At 32.2% G+C, this 19,504-nt stretch carries 24 protein-coding genes, 1 tRNA gene and 1 pseudogene; 3 read left to right on the top strand and 23 right to left on the bottom strand.

The genetic code is table 11. The annotated features are described in order from the left end of the window. Positions 1-16: 16 nt before the first annotated feature. On the bottom strand, positions 17-604 hold the full coding sequence (locus NTHER_RS05455) for a superoxide dismutase (protein ID WP_012447535.1): 588 nt from the start codon (positions 602-604) through the stop codon (positions 17-19). A 135-nt stretch (positions 605-739) separates the two neighbouring features. On the opposite strand from NTHER_RS05455, the gene NTHER_RS05450 reads away from it, so the two are divergent. Continuing rightward, a tRNA-Leu gene (locus tag NTHER_RS05450) sits at positions 740-824 on the top strand. 69 nt (positions 825-893) lie between these two features. Here NTHER_RS05450 and NTHER_RS05445 read toward each other — a convergent pair. Then, positions 894-1,085 carry a YwbE family protein gene (locus tag NTHER_RS05445; protein WP_012447534.1) on the bottom strand — a complete coding sequence of 64 codons (192 nt, stop codon included), beginning with the start codon at positions 1,083-1,085 and terminating at the stop codon, positions 894-896. Positions 1,086-1,243: 158 nt separating this feature from the next. On the opposite strand from NTHER_RS05445, the gene NTHER_RS05440 reads away from it, so the two are divergent. Next, positions 1,244-1,516, top strand: coding sequence for a GIY-YIG nuclease family protein (locus NTHER_RS05440; protein WP_012447533.1), 273 nt, complete (start codon positions 1,244-1,246; stop codon positions 1,514-1,516). Positions 1,517-1,591: 75 nt separating this feature from the next. On the opposite strand, the gene NTHER_RS05435 is transcribed toward NTHER_RS05440, so the two are convergent. From NTHER_RS05435 to NTHER_RS05405, 7 genes are all read right to left on the bottom strand, one after another. Then, entirely contained in the window at positions 1,592-2,521 is a 930-nt protein-coding gene (locus NTHER_RS05435) for a carbon-nitrogen hydrolase family protein (protein ID WP_012447532.1), read from the bottom strand. Between the two features lie 95 nt (positions 2,522-2,616). Further along, complete coding sequence (locus NTHER_RS15170; RefSeq protein ID WP_012447531.1) at positions 2,617-3,789, bottom strand: DUF4830 domain-containing protein; 1,173 nt, start codon at positions 3,787-3,789, stop codon at positions 2,617-2,619. 106 nt (positions 3,790-3,895) lie between these two features. Then, the gene (locus NTHER_RS05425) at positions 3,896-4,237 is read right to left on the bottom strand and encodes a hypothetical protein (RefSeq protein ID WP_012447530.1); all 342 of its coding nucleotides are present in this window, start codon (positions 4,235-4,237) and stop codon (positions 3,896-3,898) included. 48 nt (positions 4,238-4,285) lie between these two features. After that, complete coding sequence (locus tag NTHER_RS05420; RefSeq protein WP_012447529.1) at positions 4,286-4,747, bottom strand: hypothetical protein; 462 nt, start codon at positions 4,745-4,747, stop codon at positions 4,286-4,288. Positions 4,748-5,182: 435 nt separating this feature from the next. Further along, complete coding sequence (locus NTHER_RS05415) at positions 5,183-6,874, bottom strand: amidohydrolase (protein WP_012447528.1); 1,692 nt, start codon at positions 6,872-6,874, stop codon at positions 5,183-5,185. Positions 6,875-7,306: 432 nt separating this feature from the next. After that, complete coding sequence (locus NTHER_RS15165; RefSeq protein WP_012447527.1) at positions 7,307-8,074, bottom strand: nucleotidyltransferase domain-containing protein; 768 nt, start codon at positions 8,072-8,074, stop codon at positions 7,307-7,309. 71 nt (positions 8,075-8,145) lie between these two features. Further along, the gene (locus NTHER_RS05405) at positions 8,146-8,514 is read right to left on the bottom strand and encodes a hypothetical protein (protein WP_012447526.1); all 369 of its coding nucleotides are present in this window, start codon (positions 8,512-8,514) and stop codon (positions 8,146-8,148) included. 123 nt (positions 8,515-8,637) lie between these two features. On the opposite strand from NTHER_RS05405, the gene NTHER_RS05400 reads away from it, so the two are divergent. After that, the gene (locus tag NTHER_RS05400) at positions 8,638-9,699 is read left to right on the top strand and encodes an IS6 family transposase (RefSeq protein ID WP_012446527.1); all 1,062 of its coding nucleotides are present in this window, start codon (positions 8,638-8,640) and stop codon (positions 9,697-9,699) included. A gap of 337 nt (positions 9,700-10,036) precedes the next feature. Here NTHER_RS05400 and NTHER_RS05395 read toward each other — a convergent pair whose 3' ends face one another. The 14 genes and pseudogenes from NTHER_RS05395 to NTHER_RS05345 form a co-directional block, all read right to left on the bottom strand. Further along, the gene (locus NTHER_RS05395) at positions 10,037-10,894 is read right to left on the bottom strand and encodes a hypothetical protein (RefSeq protein ID WP_012447525.1); all 858 of its coding nucleotides are present in this window, start codon (positions 10,892-10,894) and stop codon (positions 10,037-10,039) included. A gap of 78 nt (positions 10,895-10,972) precedes the next feature. Then, positions 10,973-12,136 (bottom strand): aldo/keto reductase, encoded by a 1,164-nt coding sequence (locus NTHER_RS05390; RefSeq protein WP_012447524.1) that lies wholly within the window; start codon positions 12,134-12,136, stop codon positions 10,973-10,975. A gap of 54 nt (positions 12,137-12,190) precedes the next feature. After that, entirely contained in the window at positions 12,191-12,700 is a 510-nt protein-coding gene (locus NTHER_RS05385) for a GNAT family N-acetyltransferase (protein ID WP_012447523.1), read from the bottom strand. Between the two features lie 97 nt (positions 12,701-12,797). After that, complete coding sequence (locus NTHER_RS16365) at positions 12,798-12,923, bottom strand: hypothetical protein (RefSeq protein ID WP_012447522.1); 126 nt, start codon at positions 12,921-12,923, stop codon at positions 12,798-12,800. A 22-nt stretch (positions 12,924-12,945) separates the two neighbouring features. Then, on the bottom strand, positions 12,946-13,563 hold the full coding sequence (locus NTHER_RS05380) for a leucine-rich repeat domain-containing protein (protein ID WP_012447521.1): 618 nt from the start codon (positions 13,561-13,563) through the stop codon (positions 12,946-12,948). Positions 13,564-13,656: 93 nt separating this feature from the next. Next, positions 13,657-14,199, bottom strand: coding sequence for a class IV adenylate cyclase (locus NTHER_RS05375; protein WP_012447520.1), 543 nt, complete (start codon positions 14,197-14,199; stop codon positions 13,657-13,659). Positions 14,200-14,292: 93 nt separating this feature from the next. Continuing rightward, a complete protein-coding gene (locus tag NTHER_RS05370; RefSeq protein ID WP_012447519.1) occupies positions 14,293-14,895 on the bottom strand; it encodes a pentapeptide repeat-containing protein in 603 nt (200 codons plus the stop codon). A 386-nt stretch (positions 14,896-15,281) separates the two neighbouring features. Continuing rightward, positions 15,282-15,995: a hypothetical protein gene (locus NTHER_RS05365; RefSeq protein WP_012447517.1), complete on the bottom strand. Its 714-nt coding sequence runs from the start codon at positions 15,993-15,995 to the stop codon at positions 15,282-15,284. A 135-nt stretch (positions 15,996-16,130) separates the two neighbouring features. Next, on the bottom strand, positions 16,131-16,355 hold the full coding sequence (locus NTHER_RS05360) for a hypothetical protein (protein ID WP_012447515.1): 225 nt from the start codon (positions 16,353-16,355) through the stop codon (positions 16,131-16,133). A 3-nt stretch (positions 16,356-16,358) separates the two neighbouring features. After that, positions 16,359-17,261, bottom strand: a pseudogene (locus tag NTHER_RS05355) (TraB/GumN family protein). 157 nt (positions 17,262-17,418) lie between these two features. Continuing rightward, positions 17,419-18,213, bottom strand: coding sequence for a class I SAM-dependent methyltransferase (locus NTHER_RS05350; RefSeq protein WP_012447512.1), 795 nt, complete (start codon positions 18,211-18,213; stop codon positions 17,419-17,421). 79 nt (positions 18,214-18,292) lie between these two features. Next, positions 18,293-18,466 (bottom strand): hypothetical protein, encoded by a 174-nt coding sequence (locus tag NTHER_RS16030; protein ID WP_012447511.1) that lies wholly within the window; start codon positions 18,464-18,466, stop codon positions 18,293-18,295. A gap of 127 nt (positions 18,467-18,593) precedes the next feature. Continuing rightward, complete coding sequence (locus tag NTHER_RS15885; protein WP_012447510.1) at positions 18,594-18,737, bottom strand: hypothetical protein; 144 nt, start codon at positions 18,735-18,737, stop codon at positions 18,594-18,596. Between the two features lie 53 nt (positions 18,738-18,790). Continuing rightward, complete coding sequence (locus tag NTHER_RS05345; protein ID WP_012447509.1) at positions 18,791-19,468, bottom strand: CPBP family intramembrane glutamic endopeptidase; 678 nt, start codon at positions 19,466-19,468, stop codon at positions 18,791-18,793. Positions 19,469-19,504 lie beyond the last annotated feature (36 nt).

Below are 19,504 nucleotides of genomic sequence, written 5' to 3'. Positions count from 1 at the left end.
AATATTTGATTAATTTTTAAGGATTTTCAAATCGTCTAGAAACCTCATTCCAATTGACAATCTCCCACCAAGCATTAATATAAGCAGCTCGATCATTCTGATACTGAAGATAATAAGCGTGTTCCCACATGTCAATCACCAATAGAGGTTTAGCACCAATCACAGTTAGATTTTGATGTTTTTCTAATGTCAGTACCAGCAATTGCTCTAAAACATCGTTCCATGCTAAGACAGCCCAACCCGAAGCTTCAACGGTTTTAGCAGCATTGGTAAATTGAGCTGCAAACATTTCAAAACTGCCAAAATCTTTGTTAATCTGATCCCGCAGACTCTTTGATAGATTTCCTTGTTCCGGACCCAAATTATTAAAGAATAAAGTGTGTAAAATATGGCCAGATCCATGAAAGGCTAGTTCTCTTTGCCAGTGCTTTATACCGTTATAATCATTGTTTTCTCTAGCAACTTTTAATTTTTCTAGAGCATTATTTAAACCATTAACATAGGATTGATGGTGTTTACTATGATGAAGTTTCAAGGTCTGTTGATCATAATGAGGTTCCAGTGAATTATAACTATAAGGCAGATCCGGTAATTTAAAATTCATTTTATTAGCTCTCCTTTTTGTACTGTTTTTGGCTGGTTTTATTATTTCCCAAATTGTGTGATTTATAAAATATTAATCTCATTTAATAAAGCCCTTGATTATAAGCTAATTTCTTGCTATAATGGTTATTGCCATGCCGAAGTGGCGGAATTGGCAGACGCGCGCGACTCAAAATCGCGTGGGCTTTCCCGTGTGGGTTCGAATCCCACCTTCGGCACCAAAACTTTAAAAAACCTAGGGTGATATCCCCTAGGTTTTTTTGATTCAAATCGCAATTATGTTAAATAAATTATAGTATTTTTTTAACCCTACCTACTATCCCGGATGTTAACCTTACCTTAATACCATGAGGATGTGAAGAGGATTTTGTAAGGATTGAATCAACAATTCCTTCTGTTAATTTTCCTGAATTTTGATCTTGTTTTTGAACTACTTGAACACGTGTACCTGAATTGATATCTTTCCTGTTAATTCTAGTCATTCCTTTCTCTCCTTTACTTGTTTATCCATACATTCTTATTTTCTAATGGTTGTGCTAAAGTCCCGTTTTACTTATCCAGATATCTAATATAAAATATCAGTAGACTCTCTAATTACTAAAGATAAAAAATTAGTAGACTAAGGAAAGAGGTAGAAATAATGTATTTTACATACATAATAGAATGTTCCGATAGCACACTATACACTGGTTATACAACCGATATTACTTATCGGATAAAAAAACACAATGAAGGTAAAGCTGCTAAATACACAAAATTTAGAGTTCCTGTTAAACTAAAATACCACGAAAAATTCAGCACTAAGTCAGAAGCTATGAAAAGAGAAAGAGCAATAAAAAAGATGAGCCGACAGGAAAAACTAAATCTAATTTATAAAAAGCAATCAAATACTTTAAATCTCAAATCCAAGTAAAACTGATTGATCTCAAATAGCTTAAATTGACTAAATTGACCTTAGAATTGGCCTTACTTATAGAATAACTACTTCTTATTCATTTTCATTTATTTTCAGCTGAAATACATCAGTTCGGTCATAGTGACCAACTACATCAAAGTCCATCTTTCCTTTTATAACTAGATCCATATTCAAGTCTGCCAACAACATTTCTTCCTTATTATACACAGGTTCCACTACATATTCACCCATAGGATTGACTATGGCACTACCTCCTGAACACATAATATTGGGCTGATTTTGTAGTTCATGATAATATTCAAGATCATCAGGATACATATCCTTGGTTACAAACTGATTACAAGACAGCACATAACATCTGCCTTCTAAGGCTATATGCCTAATAGTTGATTGCCAAACTGATCTGGCATCTGCTGTGGGAGCAACATATAAACTGACACCTTTTTGATACATAGCGGTTCGTGCAAGAGGCATGTAATTTTCCCAGCAAATCAAACCACCTAATTTACCATGGGGAGTATTTACAACTGATAGCGTACTACCATCCCCTTCTCCCCATATAAGTCTTTCAGACCCAGTAGGTTTTAATTTTTGATGCTTATCTAAAAGTCTTCCATCGGGGCCAAAGTACAAAATTGTACAATATAAAGTGTTATTATTTTTTTCAGTATCAATTTCCGTAACTCCAATCACTAAATAAATTCCTGCTTTTCTTGCTGCTTCTCCCAATTTTTCAGTAGTATCACCAGGAACTGGGACAGCATTTTTATAATATCTCAAAAAATCGTTTCTTCCTTCCATTGTCCGACTTCCTACTAAATATCCAAAGGAAAGCCCTCGTGGATAAGCGGGTATAAAGGCTTCAGGAAAAACCACTATTTCAGCTTGTTCATTTTTCGCTTCTTTGATTAAATCCAAAGCTTTATTTAAAGTTTTCTCTCTATCCATTATAATTGGTGCTGCTTGAATTACTGCTGTTCTTACATATTGATTGGTTTTCAATTTATATTCCTCCCAAGTTAATCATAACTTTAATATTATCCCCCAAATATATTTTATGACAAGTTTATAACTTAGCCCAGTGATTTAAAAAGCTCCTATGGGCCTGTACCTATACCAGAAATTCGCCATCCCGTTTCAGGAGTTTCTCTAACTAAAGTCATAAAACGTGGTTGTTTTCCGCTGCCATGAGTAATTTTATCTTTTACTGTTTTATCAACTGTTACTTTAAATTGCTTTTTGTCTCTAGAATCATGGTTAGTTTCATAATGCTCTTGTTTTTCCACCTCTAGTAATTCTACTGATTCAATATTATAAAGCCCACCTATTACTCCTTGATTAAAACTTTGATTATATAGTTCCCGATTATCCATATTTGAAAATAGATAACTTCTTAAATTACATCTACTTAGAAGAGAATAAGCTTTGCTATATTCACCTTTATCTGCTGCCTCCCAATATTTTTCAATAATTTCTTGGGCTCCTAACTTGTTAAGCTCTCTTTCTTTTGGATTATCTGCATCAATAATTGAGTCAACCCATTCTTCCCATGTTTCTCCCGTTATTTCTTCTCTTTGTTTTCCTCTTAGTGAACAAGCAAAATCATCATGACTGCCTGCACCTAGCCAAGCACCAATTATTTCATTTTGGTCTCGGACTACAATTGCCCTACCCGAATCTTCTCTAGGACTCATAAACTCTGGCAAATCTTCCTCTATGTCGTAAAGATTAACGGTAACCTCATTTCCTAAATAAGGTCTTAAATCCTTGCCGATATCCTTGTTCAATTCGTTATTATATGCCCAGTAAATTACTTCTGGAAATTCTCCGGGTTTATGCTCAAAACTCTCAGGAAGCCTTAGATTAAATGAATTAATCGCCTCTGAAACAGTCCAACCATAATCACTTAATAGTTCTTTATCTTCAAATTCAATTTTCTCGGTAATATTTTCATTAATTCTATTTTGTCTTTCCTTTTCATATAATTTTTCAAAATCAATCTCTAGGGTTTCCTCTACTTTATCCATGATTGACATTGCTTTTTCTTGGTCTTTTTCTGCTATCTGGAAAAATTGGTTTTTGGCTTCTCTAGCGCCCTGGTTTTCTATAGTCTTAATTATTTTATCTACTTTTTCTTCTTTTTCACTAGGTTTACTATTATCATTATGGGAACCTTCTAAACAACCAGGCAAAATAATAATCAATAAAGTCGACACAACTAAAAATAATATATAATATACTTTTGTAAATTCTTTCCATTGATATTTCATAAAGCGTATAGTCCTCCCTTTGATATGCTCTCAAAACTAAAGCAGTGGTTTTATGATGCTGTTTATCGTAAAATCCTGGTTATCAATATTTAGCTTAATACAGCTTTTATTTAAAAACAACATAATACCTATTTCCTTTTCCTCTAAATTTTAGTTGCTCACCATCTTCGTTTTCAAAAATCCACATTGACCCTAATTGTTCCTCCTCTTGCCAGTCCCAGCCTCTGGCTTCCATAAAATTTACAAATATTTCACTGCCGTTATTTTTTCGTACTTGATCTACAAAATAGTAATTGATATCTAGTTCTTCAAGTTTTAAATATCTCACTTCATCTTCCGATGGCAAAATATGAGTAAAAGCCCATACAGCCCAAAACCTGTTCATCCACAATATAATTAAACCAAATAATGTTATTAATAATATGAAAGATATTTTTTTCTTATTCATATTGCTTCCTCCTAAGATATTAACCCTTAATTCATAGATTTTAGTTAGTCAATCAGCTCTCCATTGGCTAAGCCTTTTAAGATATTCTAAAAAAACGCCAATTATTATTGAAAAAATTATCAATAAATATGGAACTGACATTACTGAATAATAATCTCCAAGTCCTCCTGTATAAGCTAAATTATATTTATTAATAATATTAATTGTTAAAATAGCCAAAATATGTCCTACAAAATAAGCTGCTAAAATTCTATGTTTCTTTAATACCGCTAACACAAGTACACCTATTATTCCTGTATAAATGTATGCTTCACTATAGCTGGTAGCATGAGCTATCAAAAAGGAAGCAACAAAATATATTACCACTAATCCAACAGTAAAAAGTAATAAAAATAGTAATGAATAGAGATTCTTAGACAATGGTAGATCACCAAATCTGAAATGAACATATGCCCAAAAAATTAATACTATGGCAATAATTATAAATAAAAGAGAGCTTTCAGAAACCAATTTAACACCGCCCCTTATCAGTTCTTATTAAATCTTATTGATCCTTATATTAATTATCCTGCTGTTTTTAATTTTCAATTTTCTTGGCATAATTTTGAAGGCACAATTCGTGGGAATTTTTATTAAATGGAAAAGGAATGAACTGCCACTCTGTATTTTCTACAAACGACCATGCTTTCCCTTGAAAAATTGCAAGAAAAGAGGAAATCGTGTTGAAATAACGCCCCAAAATCATTTTTTGGACATCTTAAAAAGATGAAGACATTAAAGACATGTAATAATATCGATACCAATAGAATAAAAAAAGTTGACCCCTGTTCATGGCAGAGGTCAACTTCTGTATCAGCGGCTTTTTTAATTCTCTTTATCTTAAAAAGGCAGCCCAATTTGTATTATTTACGATAAATGTTTACAATTATATCCTACATCTTTTGATTATTGTTCGTATACTATTTCTCCTCCTACTATAGTTTTAATGGGTTCTGTTTTCCATATCTTCTCATCAGGAACCTCTTCTTCATCCATTATATTTTGATCAAGAACAGTAAAATCTGCAAGCTTCCCTGGTTCAATTGATCCTAGTAAGTCTTCTTGAAATGCGGCATAAGCATTATTGTAAGTATATTGTCTTAAAGCCTGCTCTCTGGTTAGTGCCTGATCACCGTACCACCCATCTTCTGGATTGTTATCACGATCTTGACGGGTTACAGCTGCATGAATTCCATAAAAAGGATTCAGTGGTGAAACAGCTGCATCAGAACCACCAAGTCCAACAACACCCAAGCTTTCCATAGTTTGCCATGCATAAGCGCCAAGAATTCTCTCTTCTCCTACACGATCTTCAGCAAATAGCATATCCTCTGTAGCGTGAATCTGATTCCAGGAAGCAATAATGTCCAGTTTAGCAAACCTGGGAATATCTTTAAAATCTATTATCTGAGAATGTTCAATAGCTGATCTGTGATCATCAACAAAATCGTTGTTAACTTGTTCAAGGGCTCTTTCATAAACATTTAATGTTTTATGATTGCCATAATCTCCAATTGCATGAGTTCGTGGTTGAAATTCAATTTCATATAAGTCTGCTACTTTTTCGGTTAACTCATCTTCTTCATAATATGTTAAGCCGTCATTGCCCGGGTCATCACTGTAATCCTCTTTAAAAGCTGCACTTCTTGCTCCAAGAGATCCATCAATCTGAAATTTTACAGATTGAATACTGTATTTATTGTTATATAACCCTTTTTCTGGTGTTCCCATCTCCATGGCTGCATCATAACTAGCCATATCATTGACTCTGATATCTATTTTTCCGTTCTCATAAAGTTCTTTCATATTATCAATGCGGTCTAAGGAATGTGCTGAAGCATCATGTAAATAAGTCAAACCATAGCTAGCAGCCAATTCTGTTACTTCTGCAATACCTTGCATAATCTCCTCTTCTTCATAACCTGGTCTATCTATTTCTCCCATAGCTGCCCCTAATAACAATCCTGTGGGTTCGCCATCGTCATCACGTATTAAAGTACCATCTTCCACTTCAGTTTCAGCATCTATACCAGACAATTCCAATGCTTTACTGTTCACCCACAACTGATGGCCACAATACCTCGTAAGAGCTATAGGATGCTCAGTACTGATTTCATCAAGGACTTCTCGATGAGGTTCTGCATCGTCCCATAGGGCTTCATTATAACCACGTCCTAGTACCCATTCCCCTGGTTCTGTTTGTTCTACTTCCTCTTCTACATTTTCTAATAACTCTGATTTTTCTAACCAATAAACATCAACCCCTAAAGCTATTGTTGCCATACTATAAAGATGCATATGACCATCTGCTAAACCTGGAGTAACTGCCCTTCCTTCCAAATCAATCACTTCAGTTTTTTGACCCATAAATTGATCTACATCATCATAACTTCCTGTTTCTATAATTGTATCATCATTAACTGCAACAGCTTCTACCACCGAATTGTTTTCATCTACTGTGTAAATTTCTCCATTCTTAAGAATCAAATCCGCTGTTTCATCAGACCTTGCCTGCATTGTACCAACACTAACACTGAACACCATCACCAACGCAATGGCAGTAGAAACTACACCCTTAAAAATTTGATCTGAAGACATTTAAATAAAACCTCCTTAGTTTAAATTACTATTAAATCTGCCAGTAAAAAGAACTAGCAGATCTAAACTCTGTTATCTTGCAATTTACACTTTTCCGTAAACAGTTAAATAATAATTAGTATACTTTATTTATATATAATGCTTTTTATCAATACTACATCGAATTATTCTTAAAAACTGTGTATTTATACTTTATAACACCGCAAATTTTGCAGCAACGGATTAAATTTAAAATTTATTGTATAATTTTGTCATTAATTGTCCAATCTTTTGATATTCAACAACAATATAAAATACTGCCCACCTTTTGTAGGCGGAGCAGTATAACAAAATCAAATACAGAACATATGCCTAAAAAATTAATACAATAACAATAATTAAAAATAAAAGATTAATTTCTGAAACCTTAAACTCCTAATATGTATGTAAAAATTAATCTAGATCTCTTATCTTTTTAGACATGTAATTATAAAAAAATTCATTAATACCGGCTCTTACTTCCTCTGGCAGTTTGGGTATCATCTCATCTGCTACATCTAGTAATTGTTTCACACCATGCGGTAATCTCTCGGGACAGATATTATTATAAATATCAATAAGTTTTTTATTTAGGTTTTCATCAATATAGTTATTCAAATTCTTAATTCCCAATTGTGCTTTAGAAGGATTGTTAATATATCTTACAATTACACATAGATCACTAATCAAATGTCCTCCTAATCTAGAAGCCCACATCAGATCTTTTCTTAGATAAGCTGTCTCAAATTCTAGTAAAGAAAATGTAAAACTATTAAATAATTTGATTATTTGTTTCGAAGTAAACGATAAGCTTTTAGGTTTATAATCACTTAGTAATTGCTTTGGATCATATAGTACCTTTATTTCATCTTTTTCTGGTAAGGTAGGCTCGGTTACAGTATAAAAATCAAAATGAAGACCATTATCGAAAACTGCAACTATCTGTGGTCCAACAAAGTTTGATTCAGACCAAAAAATTAGATTTCGGTACTTTCTTAAGTAATCAAAACGTTTTTCTAGAAAGTCAGCCTTTTTATCCTCTTTAACCAAACAATAAAAGTCTACATCTGAATACTCATCATATTCTCCTCTAGCAATTGACCCCTTAAGAAAAACCGCTTCAACAGCTTCATCATTCTTCACATGAGGTAAAATGCTTTCAATTGCCTCTTCTTGTTTCATTTAACCCCTCCCACCTGCACTAAATATGAATATTAAAAGCAGAAGCAGTAACTCTAAATTAAGTATCTAAATTAAGTATCCTTAATGCGTTTTTCAAAATCATATAGCCAAAACTCAAAAAACTCCATGTATTTATGTCTAAGACTATAGTTTGTTGTATTAACCCCTATACTTTCCTCAATTTGTGCATTTATTTTAATTTTATTTTCTTCTAAGTACTCCATCTCAATAATGGCTTGTTTGGGGAGCAATTTCGTTGGAGCAAGCCATGTTCCTAATAATCTTGTAATCAAATATGAGCCTTGTTTAAGAAATATTTTATTAGTTGTTTTTTCTACAATTTTCATTTTATGCTTTTCTAAAAAGCTATTCAATTTATTTTCTAAATACTCATGTTCGCCTTCTATTATTAAAGAAGTGTTTTGCTCTATCTTTTCCATATTAATCTCCTTTCGTCAGCCAAAGTTCTGTTAAGTTATATGATATTTGAATCAGTCTCCGTCCCGGAGTTAAGATAGTTTTAGACAGAAATCAAAACCCTCCGGGAGAAAGGAGACTGATCCATGACTAAAGTTGTATGCCCTAGATGCAATAATAACTGCTCTGACAAGTTTTATAGGTTTGGTTTTGATAATCATGGTCATCAAAAGTATCAATGTCAAGAATGTTTTAGTCAGTTTGCACCTAAGACACTTTCTAAAGGCGGGGATAAAAGAGGTCCTAATAAACCTCGTAAATATCCCTCTTGCCCTAAATGCGGTAAAGCTACATTTTTACATCACGACTATGAATTTTATTCTAATTTGAGGTGTTGGGACAAAAGCTGTAATCATTCTTTCTATGTCCCTAAACCTCAAAGTATTCCTGAACCTTCGCAACTTGATATTGACGGCAAAGTAGACTTCTCTAACATGAGACATTCTCTTCATACTGTTATTCGAGCTCTTTACCTGTACTTTATCAATGGTAGCTCTACTAGAGGTGTCTCACAGTTCCTTATTGATTGTGAAGGAATTAAAGTATCTCATGTTACTATTGCTGACTGGACTAAAAAGTTTGCTCCTCTGTTTCTTTATATCTCTAGATATCTAAAGCCAATAGATCTTGACTCTTCTGATGAGTGGCATGTCGACGAAACTGTAATTAAAATTAAAGGCAAAAGATTCTACGCCTGGACTGTTATTGATGCTGAAACTAGATTTGTGCTTGCATTTCATCTATCTCCTTACAGAGATAGCCAGGCTGCTTTTAAAGTGCTGAACTATGCTAAGAAACATTTTGGACAGCCTCATAGTATCGTTACAGATAGATACTGGGCTTACAATGCTCCAATTAAAGTTCTGTTTCCAAACTCTAATCACATCAGAGTCGAGTCTTTTCAAGATGATATCTCTAATAACTTAATTGAATCTTTTTTTCAGATTTTCAAAAGCTGGGTTAAGCAACGCAGAGGATTTGCTTCTTTCCAGTCAGCCAACAAGTTGATTGCGGTATTTGTGTTTGCTTTTAACTTTGTTAGGACAAGCAATGTTTTGAATCAGTCTACTCCTGCTCAAGTTGCTGGGATTAATTACTCTAATCGTAATAGGACTTTTTGGCTTTTACATAGTAATAATGCCGCTTGACTGCCAAATCTTTTGAAATCTTGCGAGCAAATGAGCTTATTTTTCATAACAACTTAACAGACTCTCAGCCAATATTATTTATTTATATTAATTCCTAAATCAAATTGCTCAATGATCATTTCTTTCATCATATTGTGTTTGTTTCTGCATTCCTTATGAGTACAGACTTCCCACTCTTCGTTTTATATTCCGTCTTTTTAAATTACCCATACGATCATCCTCCACCATCGTCCGATAGGACCACAAAGTTCGGTTTTAAATAACCCTATTCGACTTTAAAATCTATCTTTACTTAAGCTATAGCTGTACCCAGACATAAAAATCAATTAGAAATAATTTAGTTAATTTCTTTTAAATCAATCTCTTCTTCCTTATCAAACCATTTCACAGTAGTCTTTATCTTTTCTTTTTCTATCGGTTTATCAATGTGACCACCTGTATTATAAAAACTTTCATCTTCTAGTATACTACTTCCATCCTTCGTGCTCGCCGAACTTCCTGAACCATAATGTTCATGAAATGAATATTCTAAAGCAATTTCAGAAACTTCTTCAGGATCTTGGTCTAAATATTCTAATTCAAAATTATAGTATCCAAAAAATTCAAGATTCTTATCTCCTTTTTCATCTTCCCATTGATATTCAAAAAATTCCATATCAAAATTAATATCCCAGTAGTCACCTTCACCTTGAAATTTTTTATTTTTAGTTTCATGCATGTTATAAAACACAGCCTCACCTAGTTTTGTCGTAGTTTCTAATATTTCCGTTCCTGATACATCAGTTAATTCATATATGATTGCAACATTCTTAGTGGCATATGAAGAATATCTGGTACTCTCATCACCTTCAACAGAAAAGCCACCTAAATTATCTGGAAAATATTCCTTTCTTTCTTTAATAGTATCAAATTCATAAATATATATTTTTTCCTTTCCCTCATTAATTTGATATGCCTCATGGGATACAGATACTTCCTCTTGTTTTGGTATTTGAAATGTATCATGAGATATAGAAATTTCTTCAGGTGAAGTTTCTTCTATAATGCTTATATCTAACCCTTCATTTTCAATTGCTGTCTCTACTTGTTCAAGATTTATAATTTTATCATCTGATATTTCTTCAACATCTTCAGTACAACCTATAAAACCAGTTATAACAATAAAAATATTCAATAATAAAGTCAAAATTCTCATTTTCAAGTCACCTTTCCCTTTCTATACTAACTAATCTGGCATATAACACTTATTTGCTACATACCTGTTATTTTTTCTTTATTTTGTTTCTATTAAATTTTGTAATTTAAATTTTATCTGTTCCAACTCTGAAATATCATCTTTGGCAAGGTTTGACTTTAGGGCAAACAAATCGTAAAAAATGGGCAGTATGTCCTTCTCAGTTATTAATTTCAGCTTTATTGAAGTTTCAATTACATATATTAAATCTACAAAAGACTGTTCAACATCTTTTGGCAAAGATTTCCCTAGTATATTATTTATAGTTTCTTTTTGTTTAACCTCTAAATTTTTTTGTTCTGCTCTAAGAAAATCATCAAGTTCAGCTAAATCTTCTGATTTTAATTGCCAACCACTACCACCAATATTTTCTTCCAAATGGGTAATCTTTGATGGTCCTGTTAACGCACTAACTACTCCATTTTGATTTAATATCCAAGAAATTGTCACTTGAACCAATGTTTTATTATACTTATCTGCAATTTTTTTAAACTTACCACTCACTTTTTTAGCAAATTCAAAATTATCTTTAAAGAATTGAGGGTCTATATTCCTTATATCTCCCGACTCAAACTCATAATCATCTTTGTTCCAAAACTCATCTGTTAAAAGTCCTCTCCCTGTTACGCTAAAAGGGATTATAGCTACATTATACTTTCGGCATAGTGTGAGTACCTCTTTGTCATAATAAAGTGGATTCATTTCCATAATAACGGAAAAAACATTTCCTTCACTAAAATATTTTTTGAATACATCTTTACTTAGATGTCCCAGACCATATTTTCTTATTTTACCTTCTTTCACTAACTGTTCTAATGCACTAATAGTTTCTTCAACAGGAGTATAAGGATCATTAAAGTGTACATGGTAAATATCTATATAATCAGTTTGTAATTTTCTCAAGCTTTCTTCGCAAGCTGACTTTATATACTCTTTAGAGAGGTTTGGTTTATTCCCCCCTTTGACCCCCACCTTACTTGAAATATAAATATCCTTTCGAAAATCTTTAACAGCATCTCCTAAAATTTCTTCGGCTTCATCATATGCTTCTGCCGTATCAAAAAAATTTATCCCTAAATCATAAGCCCTCTTAAGCATTTCCTTGAACATATTAATATCTACATTTCCATAAACACCACTTAATGAATAAGTACCAATACCTATTTCCGAAAGTTCAAAATCTCTATGTTTTCGATAATTCATGACCAACAAACCTCCTTGGAATTCAGAAGCTTTGATCCTAACGTTTCCGTTGTTTCATATCAATTTTTTTATATATCTCACTTTATTCAATTTCTTTCCTATCTCTATCTGATTCACTTTTCCTTCTTCTATAAACCCCATGCGTTCATAAAATTTCCTCGGTCCTTTACTTTTTTCAAGAACCCACAAAGTCGCTTTTCTATATCCTTTTTCCTTCAGCTTTTCAATTCCCCAAGAGATTAATGCTTTTCCGTACCCTTGTCTCCAATAATCAGGTAGTAAGTACATTCCCCAAATCTCACCTGTTTCCGACTTATAATCGTCATCTCTACATTCACCTATAGTTATAAATCCAATTATTTTATCATCAACTTTAATTACACCTGTTTTTTCCGTTCCTTGCTCTAAAGAGTTTTGGAAATATTCAGCTCGCTTAGTTGGATTTAACCTTTTAAGAATTTCATCGGGAATTATGTTTTTATAAGCCATCTGCCAAGATTTTGTGTGAATTTTCCCAAGCTCTTTACAGTCTTCCTTCTTGGCCCAACGTATTGTATGATCCATAAAGTTCCCTCCAGAAAATCTAATTAAAAGACTCACTTCTCATCTGTCGCATGATATTCTATTTTCGCTCTTACTGTTTTCAACTATATTTCGAAACTTATTCTACACTTTTATCTTCTAATAGTTTAATAACCTTTTCGTTTTGCTTTTTTACTTCATTTAACTTAGCACTAATCAAAAGTAGAAATAAAAACAAAAACATAAATAGAATATATATAAGCATTATTTATACCTACCCCCTAACTTTAGTCACAAATAACTTCAACACCTCTGTCTTCCAATGAATCTATCACTTCCATATTTTTAGGATCAGATTGCAATTCTTCTATACTCTTCATATAAACTTTTTCCAAATGTTCAAGTTCTTTTATCGGAGTAATGTCATTTATTTCATTATTTGACAAATTTAAAACCTCTAAATTATTAAGGTTTTTAACTGGGTCAATATTATCTATACTATTATTAGCTAAATCTAAAAATCTTAATTTATTTAAGTTTTCTATTGCTTTTATATCTTCTATCTGATTATCCCTCAAGGTAAGTTGTTCAAGTTTCCTTAAGCTTTTCAAAGGATCAATATTTGATACTTCTGTTCTGTTTAATTCTAGAACCTTCAAGTTTTCCATATGCTCTATTCCAGCTATGTTTTCTATTTCATTATATTTAGGATGGACTGATAATTTTTCGATATCTTTTAGATCCGAAAGATATATTTCTTTATCATCATCCGCTTTAGGCAAAACCGCATTATCCTCAAAATATCCTAAACTCACCTTTACTGTTTTTTCAAATTCACTGTCTTCGAAAATTATTTTTTCATTTTCAACATGTCCCGATGAACTACAGCCAGAAATTAATGCCATAGTTAAGAGTGAAATCACTAAAAATGTTAATGAGTATTTGGGAGACGTAATAGTACCACCTCCATCAAATTACAAGGTCAATAAGGTCATCTTTCATCTATTCTGTTTTTTCGCCTTATTATAAGAGACTTCCTCTAATAAATCACTATAAGAGTTAGACAACAAGTCTTCTTCACAAACTCCAAACAAATTCATATACTGTTTACACTGCTTCAACAGTTTCTCTTTACCGATACTACCACCTTTATCGATAGCTTCAATTTCAATAAAGTTCCCTAGATTTTCCACACTATCGATATGAAATTTCAAATTATCAATAAAGTAAATTTCTCTTTGCTTGTCTACAACAATATGAATACCCAAACTACGAATAAGGACATCCTTCAATGTTGTATTAGGTTCTGTTTTATATAAAATGTAATCAGATTCTTTAGGACCTTTTTTTTCTTCTCTCTGATAACTTATAAGATTATTCTCGATAGTTCCTTCTCTTAATTTTAACCTGCCATTATTTACATTAAAATAAGTGTCCACTTGATGATCAATTCCTTTGTAAATCGCACCTTCAACTTTTAAAATTTCTCTTACTTTTTCGGGATTTGAACATTTTGCTTTAATTTCAATATTAATGGTCATACAAAGTATCCCCCAATTTTTTTCATTCTCCCATAGTTTAATAATCAAAGGCATAATCTGATTATATAATTTGTATATTTTGGCTATTTCTTCTTATTCCAATTTAGCACCAAAAGACTCTACGATTATTGCTGCTTGAGTTAAATCTAGTCTAACATTTTTTAAGTCCAGGTTTCTAAAGTCAATATCCTCAATTTTAGCTCCTCTAAGATCACAGCCCTGAAGCTTGGCTTTTGCTAAATTTACACCTGTTAAATCTGCTTCTTTAAAAACTGCATTTTCTAAGTTAGCTCCATACAGATCGGCATGAGAAAGTTTGGTTCTACTAAAATCTAACCCTTTTAAATTGCTGAGTCTTAAATTAGTATAAGACCAGTCTCCTCCAAATATATACATGGCTATTGTTTTACTTTCTGTAAAATCTGTCCCAACCATTTTGCAATCAGAAAAAGAAACACAGAATAAATTAGTACCCCCAAAGTCACAATTCAAAAATGCTGATTCATGATGTTTCGACTCATTGAACCTGGCGTTTGTAAAGTCACACTGATTAAAAATACATCCATCAGTTTTCAATTCTTCCAAGTTAGTATCAACAAAACTACAATTCGTAAAAGTGAGATTTTTAAACTCCCTGCAACTCAGATCAAGATCATCAAATACCTCATTTTCATATTTTGACTGGTCAAGTTTCAACTAACTCACACTCCCCCCTAAAAAATTTAGTGAAATTATCAGCTCCAATAACCACCCACATCAAAACCGAAAAGACCATAGTTTGACTTCCTTTATTAAAAAGTTAAATCACTAATCTAATTTAGCCTTTGTGTTCTTCCAATTGCTTTTATTGATTTTAATACATCTAAATTTCTTTTAATTGTTTTGGTAGTCTCAGTCAATTTCTACTTATTAATTTGACTCTTCTATACTCCGTTGTTGATAGTTGAACTCTTCGATTGAACGAATTTTGTGAAATGTCAAAGTAACTCCAAAAAGCTAACAAAATTGCAAAAGGCAAAATTTGAAATAAGGGATACATAATAAATACCTCCTGTACTGGCGATAAAATATTTATTACTCAATTACTCAATTGCATTTAAAGTGTTAATCAAATCGGATGCAATATCTCTAACAAAATTAATTCGTCTTTCAGATACCTCTTCTCCATGAATTGCAGGTGAACAGATTGAATACACTTCACTTATTACATTAGCAAATCTAAAATCAATTACCTCCGCACTTACTAACTGTTGTAGTATATTTTGTATAGAAATGGTTCTTTTCCTATGTTCTTCTGTACTAAATCTATGATTCCAGATTCTTCTAAGCTCTCTTTCAATATGATATCTTACGGCAAAAAGATAACTAACATTATCCGAAATTTCGGGGATATTCTTTGATTTTACATTTTCATTAATATCTAAATTTTTTTGTACTTCATTCAATATACTTCTTGATCTTTCTTCAATTACCGGAATACTAGCGTCAGATGGAGGGGTCATATAAATACTAGGTCCTATCTGCTTATTAACATTAACGAAATTTTGTATGAGGTTCTGGAGACCTTTAACTTCAGTTTTTAAGCCTTTTATTTCCTGTCTTAACCTAAATCCAAACATTTCAAATTCATTAAATAATGGAATTAATAATAATCCTACCCAGATTATAAAAATACTAAATTCCAATATATGAACTTGTTCGTCTAGTAAGTAATCACGTCTGCTATAAAGAAATGAAGTAGCTAAAACAATTAAAACTATCCACCAAATTATTTTAAACCTTTCTGAAAATCTCAAAAAATTCCCCCTAAAGAGTATAGCAGCTAGCGTTTCCGTTGTTTGATTGCCACCCCAGTCCCGACATAAACCCAAAATATAAAAATTTGTTTAAATGCTACAATTTGTAAGCGATTTTGGCTTAACCTTTTCTTTCTAAATTCCACCTCTATGAGTAAATTTTGAAACTGCAAGTAATATGACCGCCGCGATAAGTACTATGCTCATTAAAATTGCCACTGGATGATTTGTAGAAAACAAATAAATAGGTAATACAATACAAATAGCAAAAATTTTAATAACTGCTATAATCACAAATATAAACCTAACTAATACCCCCAAGTAATCACAAACAGCACCAAAAATCTCGTAAAACCTCATATACTACACCTCATTCACACTTATTACTTCATAACCTCTTTCCATAAGCCGTTCTAATATGCTATCTTCTCCTGCCAAATGAGCATAACCAACAAGGATAAAATACGTCTGATCCTCCGATTCATTCAGCAATTTTTCTAACTCATCAGTCATATCGGCATCGCGGCCACTTAAATGAGCTTCCCACTATTCAGCCATGGAATCTGTTTCCGCTTCATTGATACGTTCTTCTCGTTTTTTTGCTTCCGCTGATACATTTCCTTCTTCCCAGTCTGTTATCAACTCAGTAGATCCTTCTTCATAATCTTCGAAGCCATCGAGGGTATTTTCAAGCATTTTTTCCTGGGATTCTTCAGATAAAAGTTCGTAATTTTTAACCAGATCTTCTTCATAGTCTTCGAGTTCTACTAGTTCCATATCTTCTTCAAAGGCTTTTCCTATAAAATACGGTTCCACACCATGATCATAGGAATATTTCGATTCTTGAGTTGCTGCTCTTTCCAATAATGAGTTGATTCTCCAAGGTTTATAATTTTTGAGTTCTTCTTCTGAAATTGAAGTATTATGTTGTTTAATTAATTCAAAAGACTCATAAAACAGTTCTTCTGATATAACATCTGTTACTTTGGTCTCATCCTGGTAAGTTCCATATTCATCTTGTATGGAGTCCATGGGCGTATTCATAGGATCAATTTCCATAGCTAGAACATCAGATTCATCAAAAGCTTCGTAAATGCTGTCATCCAAAGGATACATATCTGGATGGCCGATATGAACAGTTCCTAATATATACATGTCATTTTCTCCCCCAGCTATTTCATAGAAGAAATATTCACTTTCTTCAATTTCAGTGACTTCAGTTTCGTTGCAACCAACTGCAATTAATAAAAAACTAATCGTAAACATTAATGTTAATGATCCCCAAAATGTTTTACCTAACAACAAAAATACCTCCTTATCATCGATCTTTTGTACCAAAAATTCTTAAGATTAGCATTTTTTATAATATTACCGTTGCTTATGATTTGTCTGTCCGTCAAATAATGGCTGTAGTGTAGGTTTTCTATATTCTTTTCAAAACAAAATATAGATTACCCATTTCTCCATTTATTTCTTTAGTCATATTTACTTCTTTAAATTCTTTATCATATATACTTATTAATTTAAATAAACCAGACTTCTGAAATAAATTCTTCAAATCCTCAAATAACCAAAGTCTCATAACATGTTCATCTTCAATTTTGAATTTTTTATCTTTATCTATATCTATAACTTCCATTTTAGAAGATTGGTAACTTAGTTTGTTTTTTCTATCTTCGCTATTAATAGTCCATTTCATTTTCACTTTAGTTCCTTGGCTTTGCATTTCCCATTCAACAAACATTGGCTTTTCAAAACTGGAATATGCGCAGTTTAATTGAACAATATACAAACCATCCTTTTTAACACATTCACCTGTGTTCCTAAAATGTTGGAGTATATCTTCATCTTTTGTTATGTAACCAATGCTATTTATCATATTGATGGCTAGATCAAATTGCTCACTAAATTTTGCTGTAATCATATCATCTTTAGCTACAGAGGCAATTTCCTGAAGTCTTTTATCTTTTATTTTATCATTACTGTATTCAACCATCTCTGGGTTCAAATCATAGCCTACTATCTTACTAAAATTTTTGTATTTAGGCAGTTCAATTAAGTAACGTCCCGTTCCACATGCAGGTTCCAAAACGTTATTAACTTCAAAAGGTACGTTTTTCTTAAATACATCAAGTAAAAAATATATTTCCTCTGATAAGTCCCACGAAAAGGCTATATCATAATATTTAGGTAAGTTATATATGTCTTCTTTTTTCAAAATATCACCTCACTCACTTTCAGCTAAACTTATAGATACCAAACTGCCACATTTCAATGCCACATTTCAATGCCACAGTTCAATGAAGTTTATCAAGTTTCTCTAATATTTTTTTAAGTGCATTATAGATATTTGTCAGTATCAATATTATAAAACCTAGCATAAAAAAAGTTACTACTTCCCCAGTAAAGAAAGACGCTACACCAAGTATGAAAAGAATAAAAGTATACCAAATTGTGCTAAAGTCCTTCATTCCATATCACTCCTTACAAAGAGAAGTCCATAGGGCTGTACCAGACTTACAACCACTCTCAATATACGTTCTGTTTAGCAAAACTATCTACTACGTATTAGTACTTGCAAATGCAATTAGCAAGAACCTACTCAGCCATTTCTGCTTTAGAACTTTTATAAAAGCCTACAACAAGGGCTAAATGACCTACCAGTGTCAGTAATTCTCTAATCCAGGTTAATATCATTCCTCCCTCCCAAGTTGGTATTAAAAAAATCTGAACTTTACTCATGGATTCATCTCCCTTTGAATTTTCTAAAACATATATTGGAATTTCTCCTAAAATTATTTTCGTGAGTATGCCAATAAAACAAAAATAAAATACCAAGTTATACTTAAAATAACCACAAAAAAATCTGCTTCAAATATGGTTCTTAAGGTAACATGAATCAAAATAGCCGGCAAAAGTGATTCAGTCCATTTTCTTAAAAGAGCTAACACTATTGCTAAAATAAAAATATCAAACATGTTTGCTCCGTAATCTGGGAGTAAAGTTTGTGTATGAACTGCTGCGAAAGCTAAACTCGATATTAGAACCGCCCATACCCAAGGTTTCTCAGTATATTTAAAAATCCTCAATAGTAGTACATATAAGTATCCACGAAAAAACACCTCTTCACCAGTTCTCGCAAAGATTTCGATACCTGAGGATTGCCAGTCTTTGAAAGAAAAAAGCTCAAAATTTAAAATAATAAATATCATATAAACTGCAACAGTTATGAAAACTTGATAATTTATTACAAAACCAAAATCACTAATACTCCAGTCTTTTTCTTTTCTAAAAAATGAATAATACAAAAAAGGAAGATATAACAAGATCCAGGAAATTACGTAAATTGGATTGAGTTGTTCAACTACTCCGTCGGCCCATGAAAAGTAATTCAGTATACCGGCATATATAATAAATAATATGACATAGACTATTCCTATAAGGTGATCTTTTTTAAAATCTACCTTATACAAATCATAATAACCCCCTTGAATGCCATTATATTATCG

It is taken from the genome of Natranaerobius thermophilus JW/NM-WN-LF (assembly GCF_000020005.1).
Classification (GTDB): domain Bacteria; phylum Bacillota; class Natranaerobiia; order Natranaerobiales; family Natranaerobiaceae; genus Natranaerobius; species Natranaerobius thermophilus.
This window is presented reverse-complemented; position numbering and strand designations above follow the sequence as displayed.

Bases quoted from the DNA above. Each gene is read 5' to 3' on its own strand.
- NTHER_RS05415 (WP_012447528.1), bottom strand. From the start codon at position 6,874: ATGTCTTCAGATCAAATTTTTAAGGGTGTAGTTTCTACTGCCATTGCG.
- NTHER_RS05400 (WP_012446527.1), top strand. From the start codon at position 8,638: ATGACTAAAGTTGTATGCCCTAGATGCAATAATAACTGCTCTGACAAG.
- NTHER_RS15885 (WP_012447510.1), bottom strand. From the start codon at position 18,737: ATGAGTAAAGTTCAGATTTTTTTAATACCAACTTGGGAGGGAGGAATG.
- NTHER_RS05385 (WP_012447523.1), bottom strand. From the start codon at position 12,700: ATGGATCATACAATACGTTGGGCCAAGAAGGAAGACTGTAAAGAGCTT.
- NTHER_RS05425 (WP_012447530.1), bottom strand. From the start codon at position 4,237: ATGAATAAGAAAAAAATATCTTTCATATTATTAATAACATTATTTGGT.
- NTHER_RS05360 (WP_012447515.1), bottom strand. From the start codon at position 16,355: ATGAGGTTTTACGAGATTTTTGGTGCTGTTTGTGATTACTTGGGGGTA.
- NTHER_RS16030 (WP_012447511.1), bottom strand. From the start codon at position 18,466: ATGAAGGACTTTAGCACAATTTGGTATACTTTTATTCTTTTCATACTT.
- NTHER_RS15170 (WP_012447531.1), bottom strand. From the start codon at position 3,789: ATGAAATATCAATGGAAAGAATTTACAAAAGTATATTATATATTATTT.
- NTHER_RS05445 (WP_012447534.1), bottom strand. From the start codon at position 1,085: ATGACTAGAATTAACAGGAAAGATATCAATTCAGGTACACGTGTTCAA.
- NTHER_RS05395 (WP_012447525.1), bottom strand. From the start codon at position 10,894: ATGAGAATTTTGACTTTATTATTGAATATTTTTATTGTTATAACTGGT.
- NTHER_RS05405 (WP_012447526.1), bottom strand. From the start codon at position 8,514: ATGGAAAAGATAGAGCAAAACACTTCTTTAATAATAGAAGGCGAACAT.
- NTHER_RS05390 (WP_012447524.1), bottom strand. From the start codon at position 12,136: ATGAATTATCGAAAACATAGAGATTTTGAACTTTCGGAAATAGGTATT.
- NTHER_RS16365 (WP_012447522.1), bottom strand. From the start codon at position 12,923: ATGCTTATATATATTCTATTTATGTTTTTGTTTTTATTTCTACTTTTG.
- NTHER_RS05455 (WP_012447535.1), bottom strand. From the start codon at position 604: ATGAATTTTAAATTACCGGATCTGCCTTATAGTTATAATTCACTGGAA.
- NTHER_RS05380 (WP_012447521.1), bottom strand. From the start codon at position 13,563: ATGGCATTAATTTCTGGCTGTAGTTCATCGGGACATGTTGAAAATGAA.
- NTHER_RS05440 (WP_012447533.1), top strand. From the start codon at position 1,244: ATGTATTTTACATACATAATAGAATGTTCCGATAGCACACTATACACT.
- NTHER_RS15165 (WP_012447527.1), bottom strand. From the start codon at position 8,074: ATGAAACAAGAAGAGGCAATTGAAAGCATTTTACCTCATGTGAAGAAT.
- NTHER_RS05375 (WP_012447520.1), bottom strand. From the start codon at position 14,199: ATGACCATTAATATTGAAATTAAAGCAAAATGTTCAAATCCCGAAAAA.